Origin of the sequence: Prosthecobacter sp., from assembly GCF_014879935.1 — a bacterium.
In the GTDB taxonomy this organism is placed as follows: Bacteria; Verrucomicrobiota; Verrucomicrobiia; order Verrucomicrobiales; family Verrucomicrobiaceae; genus Prosthecobacter.
Genome location: NZ_JACSRD010000171.1, coordinates 85,410 through 102,822 on the forward strand (window position 1 = coordinate 85,410; position 17,413 = coordinate 102,822).

The 17,413-nt window shown below is 61.4% G+C and carries 11 protein-coding genes; 7 read left to right on the forward strand and 4 right to left on the reverse strand.

What is annotated here, in order from left to right; all coding sequences use genetic code 11:
• Positions 1–131: 131 nt before the first annotated feature.
• Positions 132–1,421, reverse strand: a complete 1,290-nt coding sequence (gene hisS, locus IAE77_RS18090) for a histidine--tRNA ligase (RefSeq protein ID WP_294229443.1) — start codon at positions 1,419–1,421, stop codon at positions 132–134.
• Positions 1,422–1,547: 126 nt separating this feature from the next.
• Between hisS and recF the strand changes: the two genes are divergently transcribed.
• From recF to IAE77_RS18120, 6 genes are all read left to right on the forward strand, one after another.
• Positions 1,548–2,624 carry a DNA replication and repair protein RecF gene (gene recF / locus IAE77_RS18095; protein WP_294229445.1) on the forward strand — a complete coding sequence of 359 codons (1,077 nt, stop codon included), beginning with the start codon at positions 1,548–1,550 and terminating at the stop codon, positions 2,622–2,624.
• Between the two features lie 194 nt (positions 2,625–2,818).
• Positions 2,819–3,850: a rod shape-determining protein gene (locus tag IAE77_RS18100; RefSeq protein ID WP_294229448.1), complete on the forward strand. Its 1,032-nt coding sequence runs from the start codon at positions 2,819–2,821 to the stop codon at positions 3,848–3,850.
• A 68-nt stretch (positions 3,851–3,918) separates the two neighbouring features.
• Positions 3,919–4,767, forward strand: a complete 849-nt coding sequence (gene mreC / locus IAE77_RS18105) for a rod shape-determining protein MreC (protein ID WP_294229451.1) — start codon at positions 3,919–3,921, stop codon at positions 4,765–4,767.
• Positions 4,768–4,773: 6 nt separating this feature from the next.
• Positions 4,774–5,388: a hypothetical protein gene (locus IAE77_RS18110; RefSeq protein ID WP_294229453.1), complete on the forward strand. Its 615-nt coding sequence runs from the start codon at positions 4,774–4,776 to the stop codon at positions 5,386–5,388.
• Positions 5,378–7,657, forward strand: coding sequence for a penicillin-binding protein 2 (gene mrdA, locus IAE77_RS18115; RefSeq protein ID WP_294229455.1), 2,280 nt, complete (start codon positions 5,378–5,380; stop codon positions 7,655–7,657). The genes IAE77_RS18110 and mrdA overlap by 11 nt, the downstream gene beginning before the upstream one ends.
• Positions 7,658–7,689: 32 nt before the next feature.
• Complete coding sequence (locus IAE77_RS18120; protein WP_294229458.1) at positions 7,690–9,276, forward strand: Rne/Rng family ribonuclease; 1,587 nt, start codon at positions 7,690–7,692, stop codon at positions 9,274–9,276.
• Positions 9,277–9,330: 54 nt separating this feature from the next.
• Here IAE77_RS18120 and IAE77_RS18125 read toward each other — a convergent pair whose 3' ends face one another.
• Together IAE77_RS18125 and IAE77_RS18130 are read right to left on the reverse strand one after the other, a co-directional pair.
• A complete protein-coding gene (locus IAE77_RS18125) occupies positions 9,331–11,466 on the reverse strand; it encodes a tetratricopeptide repeat protein (RefSeq protein WP_294229463.1) in 2,136 nt (711 codons plus the stop codon).
• A gap of 69 nt (positions 11,467–11,535) precedes the next feature.
• On the reverse strand, positions 11,536–12,126 hold the full coding sequence (locus tag IAE77_RS18130) for a methyltransferase domain-containing protein (RefSeq protein ID WP_294229466.1): 591 nt from the start codon (positions 12,124–12,126) through the stop codon (positions 11,536–11,538).
• A 311-nt stretch (positions 12,127–12,437) separates the two neighbouring features.
• Here IAE77_RS18130 and IAE77_RS18135 point away from each other — a divergent pair, with 311 nt between their 5' ends.
• Positions 12,438–15,611: a hypothetical protein gene (locus IAE77_RS18135; protein WP_294229469.1), complete on the forward strand. Its 3,174-nt coding sequence runs from the start codon at positions 12,438–12,440 to the stop codon at positions 15,609–15,611.
• A gap of 523 nt (positions 15,612–16,134) precedes the next feature.
• Here IAE77_RS18135 and trpB read toward each other — a convergent pair.
• Positions 16,135–17,361: a tryptophan synthase subunit beta gene (gene trpB, locus IAE77_RS18140; protein WP_294229472.1), complete on the reverse strand. Its 1,227-nt coding sequence runs from the start codon at positions 17,359–17,361 to the stop codon at positions 16,135–16,137.
• Positions 17,362–17,413: the final 52 nt, after the last annotated feature.

Here is a 17,413-nt window from a genome sequence, read left to right on the forward strand (position 1 = left end):
GAAGAAGCCATGCGCAGGATAGCCGCTTTGAACGCCAATTTTGGCTCTTGATGCTCGAAACGATTTTCTTCCTATGAGGCCCAAAAAACCGGTTATAGGAAGAAAATCGTCGAGAGCGATTTTCGGCCAAATCAGGCGATCAACGGCCCAATCGCAGGTTCGGCGAGCATTTTGAGCACTTCTTCGACGAGGTTCGCAGCAGGCACGGAACTCTGCGATCTCGCGACGAGATTCTTCACGATGACTTCGGGATACTCAGCACCGAAGACGAGGGCGAAGCGGGCTTTGCGGTCTTCGGCGGCTTGGAATTGCTTGCCGACTTTTTGCGAGCCGAAGGGGTAGTCGATGCGCACACCGGCGGCGCGGAGCTGCTGGATGGCGGCGAGGGCGTGCGGGCGCTGGGCTTCATCGGCGATGACGACGAAGGCGTCGATGCTGCTGGCGGCGAGGAGGGCGCTGGTGAGCTTCATTTGCGCACCGGGCGTGCGCTTGAGCAGGATGCCGAGCACGACATCGCCCATGGCGAAGCCTGCGGCGGGCATGTCCACGTTTCCATCGCTGATGAGGGCGCACAGTTTGTCGTAAGTGCCGCCGCCGGCGAGGGCGCGGAGGCCGTGCTTCAAATCGAAGACCTCAAAGACGACGCCGGTGTAGTAGGCGAGGCCGCGCACGATGGTGGCGTCGATCTTGATGTGCTGCCAGAGGCCGCGGGCGGTGAGGTTGGCCTTCAATTCGGCGAAGGCGGGGTGATTTTCATCCGTGGAGGCCATGAAGGCGCGCACCTCGGCGGTGGTGAGGCCGATCTCGCCGAGTTTTTTCTCGGTCTCGTCCGGCTTCGCACGCTCGATCTTGTCGATGATGCTGAGGAAGGCGGTCGCGTGCTCGGCGGCGATGTTTTTCTCGGCGAGGAAGCCGTTCCAGATCTCGCGGTTGCTGAGGCGGATGATGAAGTCGTCGGCGCTCACGCCAAACTCGCGCATGGTGTCGATGGCCAGCGAGATGAGCTCCGCAGCGGTGGCGGGGCCGCTGTCGCCGAGGATATCGGCATTGAACTGGATGAACTCGCGCCCGCGGCCCTCCTGCGGCTCCTCGTAGCGGAAGCAGGGGCCGATTTGGAACCACTTGATGGGCTTCTTGAAGTCGCGCTGACGTGCGGTGGCCATGCGGGCGAGCGATGGCGTCACCTCCGGGCGCAGCGTGATCTCGCGGTCGGCCTTGTCGCGGAAGCAGAAGAGCTGCGCGGTGATCTCGTTGCCGCTTTTCTTGCGAAACAGGTCGGTGCTCTCCACGATGGGGGCCTCATACTCGACGAAGCCATAACGACGCGCGACGGTGCGCCAGGTGTCGGCGATGTAATTGCGCGTCGCGCATTCCTCAGGGAAGAAGTCGCGGAAGCCTTTGACGGTGCGGAAGGTGGACATGGGGCGCGATTCATCCGTGCGCAGGCCTCCAAATCAAGCGAAGAGCGAAGGGCGGAGGGCAAAGAGTCCAGAAAATGCCTGCGCAGGGTTGCGGCTCTCCGCTCTCTGCCCTTAGCTCTTTGCTCCATGCTGTCCGACCTGTTTGTGCGTGATTTCCGCTGCTTCGCCGAGGCGAAGGTGGAGCTGCATCCGGATGTGACGCTGCTGGTGGGGCGGAATGCGCAGGGGAAGACCTCGCTCATCGAGGCGGCGTGTGTGCTGATGCGGCTGCAGTCGCCGCGGACGACAAACCGGAGCGAGTTGGTGCGCTTTGAGGCCTCGACCTGCCTCGTGGAGGCGGTGTGGGGCTGCAAACGGCTGCGCTATGCGCAAAACGCCACGTCGCGACGTCTCGCGCTGGATGGCGTGACGTGCGGCAAATCGGCGGATTACCTCGCGGCGGCCGGTTTGGTGGTGTGGATGGATCATCGGGACATGAATTTGCTGCGCGGAGGCGCGGAGCATCGGCGGCGCTTTTTGGATTTCGCGGCGAGTCAGATGTTTCCGGACTACCTGCACGCGCTGCGCGGCTACGAGCGGGCTTTGCGAGGTCGGAACTACGTTTTGAAGCGCGATGCCGTGATCGCATGGAAACAAGCGGATGCCTTTGCGCGGGTGATGGACGGCTTCGCGGCGGTTTTGTGGCAAAGACGTGCAGAACTCTGCGAAGCGCTGAATCCGCAGGTTTCCGCCGCGCATGCGCATTTGAGCGAAGGCGCGGAAAACACGCGAATCGCCTTCACGAGCACCTGGGAGGCCGGGAGCCTGTTTGAGGCGCTGGCAGGCATGCGCGAGGAAGAGTCCAAAACGCGCTCCACGGCCTTCGGGCCGCACCGCGACGACATCGCGATGTTTTTGAATGAGCGCGATGCGACGAGTTTCGCGAGTGAAGGCCAGCAGCGGTCGTTTGCGCTGTCGATGAAGCTCGCGCAGGCCCATGTGCTCGAAAAAGCCCGCGGCGAGGCTCCGCTGATGCTCATCGACGACGTCTTCGGCGAGCTGGATGCCTTCCGACGCCGTGCGCTGCTGAGTTTGCTGCCGAACGGCACGCAAAAGATCATCACCACGACGAATCTCGACTGGGCGGAGAAGGATGCGCTCAGCGGGATCGTGCATCAGGTGGATGCGGCCGGGTTCGGGGGTGAAACCCGCCGATTGGGCTGAATTGAGCCGAAATGGCCGATTCCTGACCTCCTTAGAAACTTCCCTTGACGCATTTTCAGGCGGTTTTAGCTTTATATGGGTTAGAATGTCGCCCGCCGCGTTGCTTTTCGTGATTCTCAAGAAAGCTAGAATTCTCCACGGCGCATTTGAGTTCTGACTTCGAGTTTTTTTAACGTCTATCCCTTTTATTCTCAATGCTTGGCAAACTTTTTGGATTCGTCGCCAACGACATCGGCATCGATCTCGGCACGGCAAACACTCTCGTTTATGTTAAAGACCATGGCATCGTTCTTCGCGAACCCTCAGTAGTGGCGGTGAAAACCGGCTCGAATGAGGTGGTGGCGGTGGGCGATGATGCAAAACGCATGCTCGGACGAACTCCGGGTGGAATCACGGCGATCCGTCCGCTGAAGGACGGGGTGATCGCGGACTTCCGGGTGACTGAAGCGATGCTGCGCCACTTCATCAAGAAGGTTCAGGGCGGAGGCAAACGGATGCGTGGTCCGCGGGTCGTGATCGCGGTGCCCTCCGGCATCACCGAGGTGGAAAAACGTGCGGTGAAGGAAAGCGCGGAGCAGGCTGGTGCGCGTGAAGTTTACCTGATCGAAGAACCAATGGCGGCGGCGATCGGAGTGGGCCTGCCGGTGCAGGAGGCCGCAGGCAACATGATCGTCGATATCGGAGGCGGAACGACGGAGGTGGCCATCATCTCGCTTTCCGGCATCGTCTATAGCCGCAGCGTGCGTGTCGCAGGTGATGAGCTCGACGAATCGATCATCAATTACATGAAGCGCGCTTACAATCTCATGATTGGCGAGCGCACGGCGGAAGAGATCAAGCTGCGCATCGGCAGCGCCTTCCCGCTGGGCAAGGAAACCACCATGGAAGTCAAAGGACGTGACATGGTGGCCGGCCTGCCGAAGACGATCACGATCACGAGCCAGGAAGTGCGCGAGGCGATGCTGGAGCCATTGAACGCGATCATTGACGCGGTGCGCACCACCTTGGAACGCTGCCCCCCAGAACTTTCCGCCGACCTCGTGGATCGCGGGATCATGCTGGCCGGTGGTGGTGCCTTGCTGCGGGGACTCGACAAGCTGCTGCAGGAAGAAACTGCGCTCCCTGTTCATGTGGCGGAAGATCCTCTGAGCGCCGTGGGCGAAGGCACCGGACGTGTGCTGAGCGAACTGGAGTTCCTACGCAAGGTGAGCACGACTGAAGTTTGATGCCAACCGCTTCCGCTTGATGGCAGCCGCCAGAGAGCGTCGCGCGCGGCCTTGTGAAAAGGCCAGACATGAAAAAGCTCAACATCCTCGCGCTTCTCGTCTTCGTGGCAGGGCTTGTCGCCGTGTTCACGCTGGACACGTCCACGACACGGCAGATCCAGGCCCGTGTCATGAGCCTGCTGTCGCCATTCATCCATTCCAGCGCCGCGATGGAGCAGGCGGCTGAGTCTGCCGTGGCGCCGCAGCTCAACGTGAACGAGCTCAAGCGTGAAAACGAGGAGCAGCGGGTGCAACTGGAGCGACTGCGGATCATCCAGCAGAAGTACAACCAGACAATCGAGGAGAATGCGAAGCTACGTCAGCTCATCGAGTTCAAACAGGCGGCTCCATTCAAAATGACCGCGGCCAAGGTGATCCGCCGCAGTTCAAGCACCTGGTGGAACAGCCTGATCATCGACAAGGGCTCGCTCGACGGCATCGGCACCGACAGTCCGGTGATCACATCGGTCGGCCTCGTGGGCAAGACTTCCACGCTGGCACCACACATGACGAAGGTGATCCTGCTGACCGACGAAATGTGCCGGGTGTCCGCCAAGGTGGAGGGAACGCTGGAACAAGGCATTCTCGCCGGTGAACGTGCGGCCCTGGAGGTGCGGCCGGAGCTGCATCTGCGTTTCCTGAGCCGCAACGCGAACATCAATGCTGGCGCGGGCGTGTATTCATCCGGCGAAGGCGGCGTGTTTCCCGGAGACTTGCTGCTGGGGCGGGTGAAGCGTTTTGAAAACCGCGAGATCTCCGGCGAAGCGATCATCGAACCGGCCGTGGATTTCTCGACACTGGATCATGTGTTTGTGATCGAAATGCAGGCGGTGGAGGCCGCGCCCGAACCCGGGCAGGCGCCGAAAGACAAGCCCTGAGCCGCCATGCTGTTTCATCCCATCACCATCCTGCTGCTGCTGCTCACCTTCACGGTGCAGGAGTTCATTCCAGGCCTTGAGATCGCGCAGTTCGCCACACTGTTCCTGCCGGTGGTGTTCTTCTTCAGCGCCTCGGTGGCATCGCCTTTCGCGATGATGCTGGTGCTGGCCTTCATCACCGGCTTCTTCTGGGACGCCCGCTACCTGCCCGGAGCGATCGAAGGTGCCAGCGAGGTCGGAGATCTGTTTGGCACGGGTGCGGACCTCGAACTGGGGGCCGGCAGCCATCCACTGCCCTTCGGGCTATCGATCCTGCTGTTCGGCATGCTCGGGGTGCTGATGCAGGGCATCCGCCCTCTGTTCAAACGTGGCCGCCTGGAGCTTCCTGTGCTGATGGTCGGCGTGGCCACCTTCCTGTGGCTGCTGTCGCAGTATCTGATCATCACGTTCCTGCGTGGCTCCCTGCAGTTCCCAGCCGGTGTGTGGTCGAAAATGATCACTGACACATTGCTTGCGATGCTGGCCGCACCGCTCATCTTTCTTCTGCTCTATTCCCTGGCCCGCCTGTCGAGCTACGAAATCAAATACGAAGGTCTGAGGTATCGTTTCGATGGTCGTTAAATACCATTTCCGTCTTTATCTGTTCACATTCGCCATGCTGTGCGGATTCGGGCTGCTCGTGTTCAGGCTCTGGTCGCTGCAGATCGACCGCCATGAGGAGTTCGCGAAGATGATCCCTGGCGCCAAGAAAGAGCGCGCCCGCATTCCTGGCCCGCGCGGCGAGATCAAGGACCGCAATGGAGTCGTGCTCGCCACGAACAAGGCCAGCTTTGAAGTGCGTGTGAACCTTGCCGAGGTCGTCGCCGAGTACAAACGAACCGCCAAGATCACCAAGACCCCCCTTCCCGAAATCACCTTCGAGATCGTCGAAAGAGGCATCCGGCGGCAGAAGCCGGAACTCGACATCTACAAGATGTTCGAGGAGACGATCAGCTCCCGCATGCGTGAGATGGGGGTGCACAAGGGGTACCCCGTCGATTCCCTGCGGGTGCATTATCGCAGCTTCGGCGGTGCCGTGCCGTGGGTGTATCGCGATGATCTCACGTTCACCGAGTTCAGCCGCATCGCCGAGCACAATCTCGGCCTCCCGGGCGTCACCGTAGCCGAGCGTGCCTCGCGTGTTTACCCGCTGAAGTCCGTCGCATGTCACATCATGGGCTACGTGCGGCTGCCGGACGACCAGCGCGTGTCCGCCGAGGATCGCAAGGGCTGGGATTACTATGTGCCCGATGACTTCGGCGGAGCGGGAGTGGAGAAGAGCTTCGACAACTACCTGCGCGGCAAACCTGGTGTGCGAGTCATGCAGCGTGACCAGCGTGGCAGGCCAGTGGGTGAGGTTTACGATGAATATCAGGAGCCACGGAAAGGCAACGATGTTTACCTCACGCTCGACGCACGGATGCAATTGATCGCCGACAAGGCTTTGCGTGATGCGAAGGTCGGACGGGGTGCCGTCGTGGTGATCGATCCGGCCACGGGCGAGGTGCTGGCCCTGGTCTCCGTGCCTTCATACGATCCCAACCAGTTCATTCCCAGCATCCAGCAGGCGGACTGGGATGCGCTGCTGAACAACAAAACCGTGCCGCTGCTCAACCGCGCCGTGAAAGGCCACGCACCCGGTTCCACCTTCAAGATTCCGATTTCATTCGCCGGATGCCTCGCCGGCATCCAGAAAAGCCACTTCAACTGCGGCGGGAGCGTCACCTATGGCAACACCGCGATGCAATGCTGGATCCAGCGCCAGAGCGGCGGCGCCCATGGCTCCCTCAACCTGAGTGATGCCATCAAGCAGTCCTGCAACTGCTTCTTCTACCGTTATGGGAACGCGGCCGGCATCAACAACATCACCAAGGTGGGCAAAATCCTTGGAGTGGGTGAAAAGACCGGCATCGAGCTTGAGGATGAGGACAGCGGCATCCTGCCGAACCCGGAGTGGCTGCGTGCGCATCGTCCCAATGAACGATGGAGCGATGGCTACACCGCAAACACCTCGATCGGCCAGGGCATGGTGCTCGCCTCGCCGCTGCAGATGGCCTCGGTCACGGCCACGGTCGCCAACGGCGGCAAATCGTGGAACCCGCATCTGCTCAAGCGCGTCATGGATCGTGATCAGGTCGTTCTGGACAATCCGCCAAGCCTGCGTGGCGATCTTTCCGCGAGCGTGAAGCCGGATGAGATCGAGATCATCCGCAAAGGCATGTGGAAGGTCGTCAACGACCCGGGCGGCACCGGCAAGGGAGCCAAGATCACGGGCGTCGAAGTGGCTGGAAAGACCGGCACCGCGCAGAACTGGCGGCGCGACGCGCGAGGCAACAAGGTCGATGACAACCACACGTGGTTCATCAGTTTCGCGCCTTATCAGAATCCGAAACTTGCCGTCTGCGTGCTGGTACAGAATGGCAAGTCCGGCGGTGGCTGCGCCGCTCCGGTCGCACGCAGGGTGCTTGAACAGTGTCTGGCCCTCGAAAACGGCTATCAGGTGGCGATTGAGGCGCTGCCGCCGGCTGAAGGGCACTTCGATCACATTCCAATGGTCCAATATGCTGACGCCGGTGTGCCTGAGGCACTCGGAGCGGATGAGGACGGCGACACGGGCGTGGGTGCGCCCGTCGCAGAACCGGTGGATGACACGGCGCCGCGTGTGAACGCGACGCCGAACATCCGCCGCAGGGCCGATTCAGCGGGATCGGCGGGAAGCAGCTCCGGACAGAACGTGCCACAAGCCGTGCCAGTGCGCAGGGTCGGTATCTTCAACCGGGGAAGCTCCCAGGATAACAACTCATCCGAGCCCTCCAAAGGCGGGCTGTTCCGCAGGCTCTTCAACCGCTGAGGCGCCGCAACATTTCAGGGAGACCAACCACCATGGCATTGACCTTCGTTCAAAGAATCAAAGAACTGCTCACCGGCAAACGCGACATCAAAAGCGGCGTGCGCCTCGTCATCAACTGCGAGAAACTGGAGAACCGCGTGGCCTTGCTCGACAAAGGCGTCGTCGAGGAATACAACATCGAGCGCGTCGGCACCAACAGCCTCATCGGCAGCGTCTTCAAGGGCCGCATCCGCAACATCGAGCAGGGCCTCAAGGCCATGTTCATCGACATCGGCTTCGACAAGAACGCGTTTCTGCATTTCTGGGACGCCATCCCCGCGGCCCTCGACGCCGGCATGGAGGAGATCAACCGCGGCGGCACCAAAAAGAAGAAGCGCATCGAGGCGAAGGACATCCCCAGCCTTTATCCTGTCGGCTCGGAGATCATGGTGCAGGTCACCAAAGGACCGGTGGGCAACAAGGGCCCCCGTGTCACCACGAACATCTCGCTGGCCGGGCGTCTGCTCGTTTTGATGCCGCTGAACGACACCTGCGGCATCTCACGCAAGATCGAGGACCCCAAGGAGCGCGCACGTCTCCGCCGCATCATCGAAAAGATCACCCTTCCTGAGGGCATGGGCATCATTTTGCGCACCGAGGCTTCCGGCAAACGCGCACGCCACATCGTGCGTGACCTGAACATCCTGCTCGACGAGTGGGACCAGATCGTGGCCAAGCGCGACGGTCAAAACGCCCCCGTCTGCTGCTTCCAGGAGCCGGATCTGGTCGAGCGCACCGTTCGCGACTTCCTCACCGAAGACATCGACGAAGTGGCCTGTGACGACGCCGCCACGGTGGAACGCATGCAGCGCATGGCCGCGCACATCTCCGGCCGTGCGAAGCGCCGCATCAACCACTACCAGGGCCAGAGCGCCATCTTCGAGCACTACGGCATCCAGAAGCAGATCGACAATGCATTCTACCGTCAGGTCTGGCTGCCCTGCGGCGGTTACATTGTGATCGACCAGACGGAGGCCCTCGTCTCCATCGACGTCAACACCGGCCGCAACAAGGGGCACAAGGACGTCGATAAACTTCTGCTCGAAACAAACCTCGAAGCCGCCGCCGAAGTCGCACGCCAGCTCCGTCTGCGCAACATGGGCGGTCTGATCGTCGTGGACTTCATCGACATGAAGCACCGCAAGGACCAGCAGGCGGTGTCCAAGGCCATGAACGAGCATCTCAAGCGCGACAAGGCCAAGACCCAGGTGCTGCCCATCTCCCAGTTCGGTCTCATGGAGATGACCCGTCAGCGCCTGAACGAAAGCCTGGGCACCACGCTTTACGAGCCCTGCCCGTATTGCAAAGGCCACGGCCAGGTGAAGACCCCGCTCACCATGAGCGTGGAGCTCCAGCGCCGCCTCGTCAGCGTCCTGGGCCGGGCGAAGGACGACCAGCGTCAGTTGCTCGTCATCGTTCATCCAGACGTCATGAACCGCCTCAAGACGGAAGACGGCGAGCTGCTCGTCGATCTCGAGCGCAAATACCATGCCCGCCTCACTTTCCGCAGCGATCCGAACTTCCACCGCGAGCAGATCACGCTCGCAAACGCCGCCACTGGCGAAGAAATCCGCTTCTGACCGCGAAGCTGGCCTGATCTGCAGCGGCGGACATCTGTTCGCCGCTGCAGAGGCTCAGCGCTGGGAGATCTTCCCGCCTTCGAGCAGTTTTTCGAGGTTGGAGTCCGGCTTCACACCTTTCTTCAGCGCCTCGCTGTATTCAGCGCGGGCTTTCTCCCACTGGGGCGGGTCCCAGGTGACGTAAAGCACGGCCAGATTGAAGTGCGCCTCTCCGTAGGCCGGATCGATGGCCAGGGCGGTCTTGAACTCACGCTCCGCACGTTCCATCAGGCTCATCTTGGTGGCGATGATGCCCAGATAGTGACGGCCGCTCGCATTGTCAGGCCGTTTGGCCAGGCTTTTTTCAAAGTAGGTCATCGCATCCTTCCAGCGCTCCTGTTTGAAATAAGTCACCCCCAGGGCGAAAGCCGCCGGTTCATTGGCCGGATCGTAGGCCAGCGCCTTCTGCAGCGCCACCTCCGCATCCGCGAGCTTGTTCTCCCGCTGGCGGGTGATGCCGAGGCCGATCAATGCCGTGACATTCTTCGGCTCCGCACGCAGGGCATCTTGATAGAGCCGCGCCGAATCCTCGAAGCTCTTGTTCATGTAGGCCTCATTGGCCTGGGTGATGATCTTCTCGACATCCGTGGGAGCGGGCATCGCCGCCTTTTTGTCGCTGTCCGCCGAGGCGTTGGCGATCAGGGTCGCCTGCACGCCCTTCGGCCCGAGGAGTTCGCGAACGACCGGATCGGAGAAGAGTTTCTCCTCATCCGGCGTCAGGATCATGCGCGCGCTCCGCATCTCCTCCACCTGCTTCACCAGCTCGCTGGAGGCGTTCTCCATCTTCTGCAGCTCGGCGATCACCAGGTCCTTCGCCGCCTGCTGGCGGTGCTGGGCGCGGAGCTGGCGCATGATGATGGCCCGCAGCATCTCGTTCTCCTGCGTCAGTTCAGGCGTGGCTGCGATCTTCGCATCCATCCCGCCCTGCAGTTCCTTCAATTGCTTCGTCAGCTCCGCCACCTGGGTCTGGTAGGCGCCGCTTTCCTTCCGCATCTCGGCGAGCTGTCCCTGCAGGCCGGTCAACTGGCCACGCAACTCCGCGATCTCCAGGTCCTTGCGGGAAGCGTCCGCCTTCAAGACGGCCACCTGCTTCTCCGCCTCGGTCAGTTCCTTCTTCAACCGCTCGTTCTCCGCGATCAGCCGCTTCATCTCTGCGCCGCCGGTCTTTTTCCTCGCCTCATCCAGGTCGGCCTGCAGTCCGAGACTCTTCGCACTCGCCGCGTCGCGTTCCTTCACGGCCATATCCTTGTCTTTGACCGCCGCATCGCGTTGTTTGATCGCATCGTCACGTTCCTTCAGGATCTTGTCACGTTCCTGCTCGATCGCCGTCATCTTGGTCGATGCCGCGGCCAGCTTCTCCGCGGCGTCCTTGGCCGCCGCTTCGGCAGCCGTCAGCCTTTGGGCCGTTTTGCGCACCTCCAGGTCCACCGCCATCTTTTCCTCCATGATCTTGTCGAGCTGGCCCTGGGCGGCGCGGCCCGCTTCCACATCCCTCGCAGCCTGCGCCGCGCTCTGCTCCAGGGCGGCGCTCTTTTTCACCAGCATTTCATTCTGCGAACGGGCGGTGGTGATCTCCCCCGAGGCCCACTGATACCACTGCTGCCACTTGCCGAGATCGAGCTGGTACTGGCTGTTCTGCGTCTCCAGTTCCTGCACCCGCTTCTTGTACATCGACTCCCACTGCTCCAGCATGTCGCTGAGGCTCGGCAGGCTCCCTGGAGCCGTGGGAACCACCGCAGGGGCGGGAGTTTGGGCGGCCGCCGGGGCGGCAGGCGCGGGAGCCACAACCTGCGGCGCTGGCATGACTGGCACGGCCGCCTGCTGCGCCGCCGTGGCCTGCTGGGCGAGCCGGGACTGGATGCGCACGAGTGAATCTTGAATCTTCTGCTGCCGGGAGGCACGCATCTCCGGCTGCCAGGACGGGTAATTGCGCGCGATGCTGTCCATGATCTCGCCCGCCTGCTTGAATTTCGTCTGCGCCAGCGACAGATCGCCCCCCGCCTCCAGCTTCGCAGCCTCGTTGTTCAGCACAAACCCGCGGAAATACTGGTCCGCCACCTCGCTGCTGGCGTCGATGGACTGGGCACGCGTCGTCACAGCCGGAAGGCAGAGGACCACGGCCAGCGTGAGGGCTTGAAAGAAGCGATTCATGGAGTTTTGGATGAAGGGGCCGTGATATTACCGCCTCCGGCCTTCCTTGGCAATGCTCTTGGCAGGCCCTCAAACCACTCGCCGACGAAGGACGGCCACCCAGCGGTCCACGGACTTGCCTGGAGCGTCTTTGAGTGAACGGCTGGCCTTGTTGCGCTTGTTGCTCACCACTTCCATGCCAAGCGCCTCCAACGCACGCAGCGCGAGCTTGTGCTCGACGTCGAAATAGCTCGTGATCACCAGCATGCCATCCGGCCGCAGTTTGGCGATGCCCTGGTCGAAAATCTTCTTCCACAGCTCCTGCCCATGCCAGAAATTCTGATGGCGGAGGAAGACCATGTTGAAGTCGTCGCCGAGCTGCGTGTGCTGATCCATCTTCGTGGCGTCCTCGATCAAAAACTCCGCCGGGAGATGGGAATGCGTTTCACGTGCCTGGCGGATCTCGCGAATGCGGATGTCCGCGCCGACCATTTCGACCGAACCACCCTTCGTGAGATCCGAACCGACCTGGATCAACGTCTCCGCCTCATCACAGCGCCCGCAGGCCAGATTCAGGATGCGCATGTCTTTCTGCTCCGCCGACAGATGCGGAGACAACGAATCATGAAGAAGCGTTTTCAGCTTCACCATGTCCTCGGCGATGGGATTGGGTGGCTGCATGGGCTTTTGTTTAACGCCAATGAGCCCGGATGACAACCTCGCCACCAAGATTGCTCCGTTGTGGGCACGAGAACTCGCCTCACTTCAAGCTGTCCGGACTTGCCCTCTGCGACCACAATCTTAGTCGTTTTACATTTATTTCTGTGGCGGAAATATGAGTCAATCCAGTCGTGACAACCTTTCTTGTCCATGTCTGAGACTCGCGCTCGAGTTGCCTTCTCCCAGCAAACAAACACCCAACGCGGCCCAGAGCGGAGCGGGTGGTTGGAAACAATTATGCCTACGGGAATCGTCCGGTAAAATCCACGTTCATGAGACTCCGACGCGTTCTTTCGGTGATTCCATGCCTGCTCGCCGTCATTCCTGTTGAAGCTGAGGCTCAGCTCAAGTTCAAGCTCAGCGGCCGCGCAAACACGAAGACGGTCCTCGTCGAGGCGAGCGGCATGGTGACAGTGACGGACGACTCCAATGTGACCCAGTCCACCGGCTGGAACGGCTACGGCGATTTTTGGAAGAGCGCGGCCAGCCAGACCTTCCCGGTATCGGGGGGGATCACTGTGAAAAATAACAATCGGAATGAATCACGGAACCTCACCAGCCTCACCTTCGACAACGCAAGCGGCGACCGGTTCACGATGGGGCTCAACACCAGCGTGACCGGCGGGGAGAATCACTCGTTCACCCTGTCAGGATCGGCCAGGTTCCAACTCCTGCAAAGCCAGACCTTCGGCGCGATCTTCGGCGGGGGGGCATTCACCACGGGCACCCAACGGGCACCGCTTGGCTCCGGACCGATCCTTGAAATCATGGAGGCTCCCCCGGCGGAAATCCAGGTGCAGATCATCCCGGAAGGCGGAGGCAATTCCATCACCACCGGTTATGCACAGGGAACCGTCTCCCCGACGGTGCGTATCACCAACGTAGGGAGCGGTTTTGCAGAAAACGTCCCCTACTCCGTGAGCTTCCCGGGAACCCTTGACTATTCAGGCTCGCCCACGACGAATTTCACCGGCACAATACCGTTTTTGAAAGCCGGTGAGTCGCACGACTTCGCCTATTCATTGAGGTTTGTCCGTCCGGAAGGAAGTTCTCCGCCCTACCAGATGCAGGCCTCTTCGTCTTTCGCGGACAGCAACGAGCTCAACAACTCCGCCACGGTGCCAATCAATGAAATCGAAGTCGCCACCGATGGGGAAGGCACCTACTGGAACGCGATCGTCACCCGCCCTCCTGAGATTCCCACGCTCATACCTCCGGGAGTGCAGCATACTTTGAACATCGATCTTGCCAGCACGGGTGGAGACGAGAGCACGGTGTTTCAGTTCACGCCGCCGGAGGGTGTGTTCATCGACCACATCGAACTTCAAGGGGTTCCGCCGCCTGGTCTCCGGCTGATCCATGGTAATGCGGGTGGTGTTTGGGCCGCGTTCATTCCCCCGGCACCGGCTGGAAGCCTTCTGAACTTCAAACTTTACTTCCACGGTTTCAGCGGTGCAGGCGGAGACCTCACGGCCACCAGAGCACCCAATACTCCGAATGCATTCACGACCACACACGAACTTGATTTTGGAACGGGTGGCGAAGCCTATGAGCTGGGCGGATTGATCTTCGAGGACCTGGACGAAAACGGCACGCGAGACCTGGAAGAACCGGCGTGCCTGGGTTGCACGGTCCACATCACCACCGCTGACCAAACGCTGATCTTGACGAGTGACCTCGCAGGTTTTGTCCGCGCCTACCTGCCGCCAGGCCCCGCGACCCTGACCATACCTGGCACTCTCGTTTCGATTCCCTTTACCGTACCCGCTTCGGACTTCGACGAAGACTTCGCTGTCACTGGCATCCTGCCAGATTTGAACGTGCAAATCAGCCTCGGCGGAGTGGACGGCGTCTCGCTGATCGTCCACGCGGGCGAGGCGATCCCTGCGGCCACCGTGACGATCACCAACGAATCCGACGTCACGGCCTTCAATGTTCCTGTGACCGTCTATTATGATGAAGACTTCCTGGATTTTGCGGAACTCGAAAACCCCGTGACGGGGGCAAGAACCGCCTTTTCAACCTCCTTCACGGTTGCATCCCTCGCCCCCAACTCGCCCCTCGTGGTCAATGTCCCGCTCCACCGGGGTCCGACCGCCTTTTTCGGGCACAAAATCACCCTGCGCGCGGGGATCCATTGGTCCGACGCAAACAGACACAACAACGTGGATGACACCTTTTTGACCCTGCTCGACAGCCCGCCCTTTGACTGCGAGTGGACACCGCAGGGCGGCCCCGTGGCAGCGGGATCAGCGGTCCAGTTGAATGGGCAGCTGACGAGCAACGGAGGTTCCGGAACGGCCACGGTGCGGGTCGAATCGACGGTGGGCAAGATTTTGTCGATTCATGTGCCCGGTGCCGCGGCCGCCCCCGTGAACCTACAAAACGGAACCCTGTGGGACTTTGTGATGCCCGTGGGAGCGGCTGGCTCGCAGTATCCGATTTCAGTCGTCGGGGTGGTTCCATCGAATGGCGCGGCGAATTACACCATCCGTGTGCTTTCCACAGGGCCGGGCATTGATGAAAGCAGCGCCACCGTCGCCGTGACCGGGGATGCGACGCCCACCGTGCTCGTCAGCGGGCAGGTGTTCTACGATGCGAATTCAAATGGCATGGTCGATGGCGGCGAACGCCTCCTGCCGCAGTGGCCTGTGAAGGTCGTGGATGGAGCGGGTCGTGTATTCCATCTCCAGGCGGATGGGGCCGGGAACTGGGGCGTGTTTGTGGCCGCGGGCAGCGGTCCAGGACAGGCAAGTCCGGGAGCTGGCGGGGGCGGAGTCCCGGGCGCAGGCTTCGGCTTTGTGCCCCTGCCCGGGGCGGATGTGGACCTGGATGTCGTGGTGGGGCCGCTGGAACTCAGCGGGCGCGCCTATGTGGACCGGGATGGCGACGCGGTTTACACGCCGGGCACGGACGTGCCGTTTCCGGGCCTGACCACCTACCTAGGCATGTCCTCAGCCACCGGGCAGACGACCACGACCGATGCGGACGGGCGCTACCTCTTCACGCTGCCGCCTGACACGCCGGGCTTTCTGCTGAATCCAGCGGAAACCGGCGGCGTGGCACGCGCCCACATCGTTGGATTGGACGAGCCACAGGGCTTCGTCGTGCCGAGACCGACATTCGGTGTGCATTATGTGCCCGATTTCACCACCGGCATCCTGCCACTGGTCTCCACCCCGCTGAACGCCCTGGATTTTGTGATGGGTGTCGAGCCCAATTTGGTGACGTTCGATCCACCCGCGGCAGTCAATCCCAAGATCCGCTGGCCCAAACGCCTGGGACCCGGTTTCATTCCCGAATTCAACACCACGCTGGCTCCCAACGGCTGGATGGAGATCACCAGCGGACGCACCGAAGACGCCGAATACTACTACGCCGACCTCCCGGCGGCCCCCACCGGGCAGTTCTTTGTCCGTCTCCGCCGACCCGTAGGCGGAATGTGAAGTTGAGAGCTTTGCCGTTAAGCAATCTTGTCGCGCGGCAGCGTCGTGGAGTGCGTGTGGCAAGCCTCGGCGCGACACCGCTGTCGCCATGCCGGACAGTGTACTTTGGCCTTTGAGCATTCTTTTCCCGATCTTCGGCGGCACTTTGGCGATGCCTTGATGCTCGTTGTCCGCAAGGGCGACGAAGACGTGGACGCGTTTCGACTCGGCAACGACGGTGACGGCCAGGCAACAGAGTGCAATCAACACGCGAACCGTTTGATCTTGAGTCATGGCTGATGATTACCGCCGTCCGTTCGACTCACAAGCGTGCCCGGAATCCCTGGAGCGTTCGAAGGCGCGGCAGCGTCGTGGAGTGCGGTGGCAGAGATGCAAGGCCAGCCTTGCATCGGCGACACCGCTGTCGAGCGCGGGAAGCAGGCTCAAAGGCCAAACAACTCCGTCCGGCATGCGACAGCGTTGTCGCGCCGAGGCTTGCCACCGCACTCCACAACGCTACCGCGACAAACGTGCCGGCAGGTGATCAGAACTTCAATTCCTCGCCGAAGATCATGCGCGCGGCCTGGGCGACGTCTTTGTCGCCGCGGCCACTGAGGTTCACGAGGATGATTTGATCTTTCCGCATCGTGGGGGCCACTTTTTTGACCTCGGCGATGGCGTGGGAGCTTTCGAGGGCGGGAATGATGCCTTCGACGGCGCTGAGTTCCTGGAAGGCAGCGAGCGCCTCGGCGTCGGTGGCGTAGTTGTAGGTGACGCGGCCCTGATCGTGCAGCCAGGCGTGCTCGGGGCCGATGGCGGCATAGTCGAGACCGGCACTGACGCTGTGCGTGAGCTCGATTTGACCATCGGGATTGGCGAGGAGCCATGTTTTGGTGCCTTGCAGCACGCCAAGACGGCCGCCTTGGAAGCGTGCGGCGTGTTTTTCTGGCATGATGCCTTCGCCACCAGCTTCGACGCCGGTCATGCGCACATCCTTGTCATTCAGGAAGGGATGGAAGAGACCGATGCTGTTGCTGCCGCCGCCGACGCAGGCGACGAGGAGGTCGGGCAGGCGGCTTTCACGCTCCAGGATCTGACGACGGGCCTCGACGCCAATGACGCGATGAAAATCGCGAACCATCATCGGAAACGGGTGCGAGCCGAGGGCGGAGCCGAGGATGTAGTGCGTGGTGCGCACGTTCGTGACCCAGTCACGCATGGCCTCGTTCACGGCCTCTTTCAGCGTGGCTTGGCCTGCAGTGACGGCGACCACTTTCGCGCCGAGGAAGCGCATGCGGGCGACATTCAGCGCCTGCCGCTCCATGTCCACCTTGCCCATGTAAATCGTGCAATCGAAGCCAAAGCGGGCGCACACGGTGGCCGTGGCCACGCCGTGCTGACCGGCACCGGTCTCGGCGATGATGCGTTTCTTGCCAAGACGTTGCGCCAGCAGGATCTGACCGAGGGCGTTGTTGATCTTGTGGGCACCTGTGTGGAGCAAATCCTCGCGTTTAAGGTAAATCTTGGCCCCGCCGAGCTTTTCGGTCCAGCGCTCGGCGAAGTAGAGCGGCGTGGGGCGGCCGACGTATTCACCGAGCAGGAGATCGAGCTCTTTTTGGAAAGCGGGATCAGCCTTCGCCTTTTCGTAGTGGTCTGAAAGCTCTGTGAGGGCCGCCATGAGCGTCTCAGGGACAAACATGCCACCATAGGGGCCGAAATGGCCGTGGGTGTCGGGCATCACAGGAAGCGGAAGGATCGAAGCGGCATTCATGGGGCGGCGAAGGTAGAACAGTTGCCGTTTTTGGCAACGTCACGCTGCGATC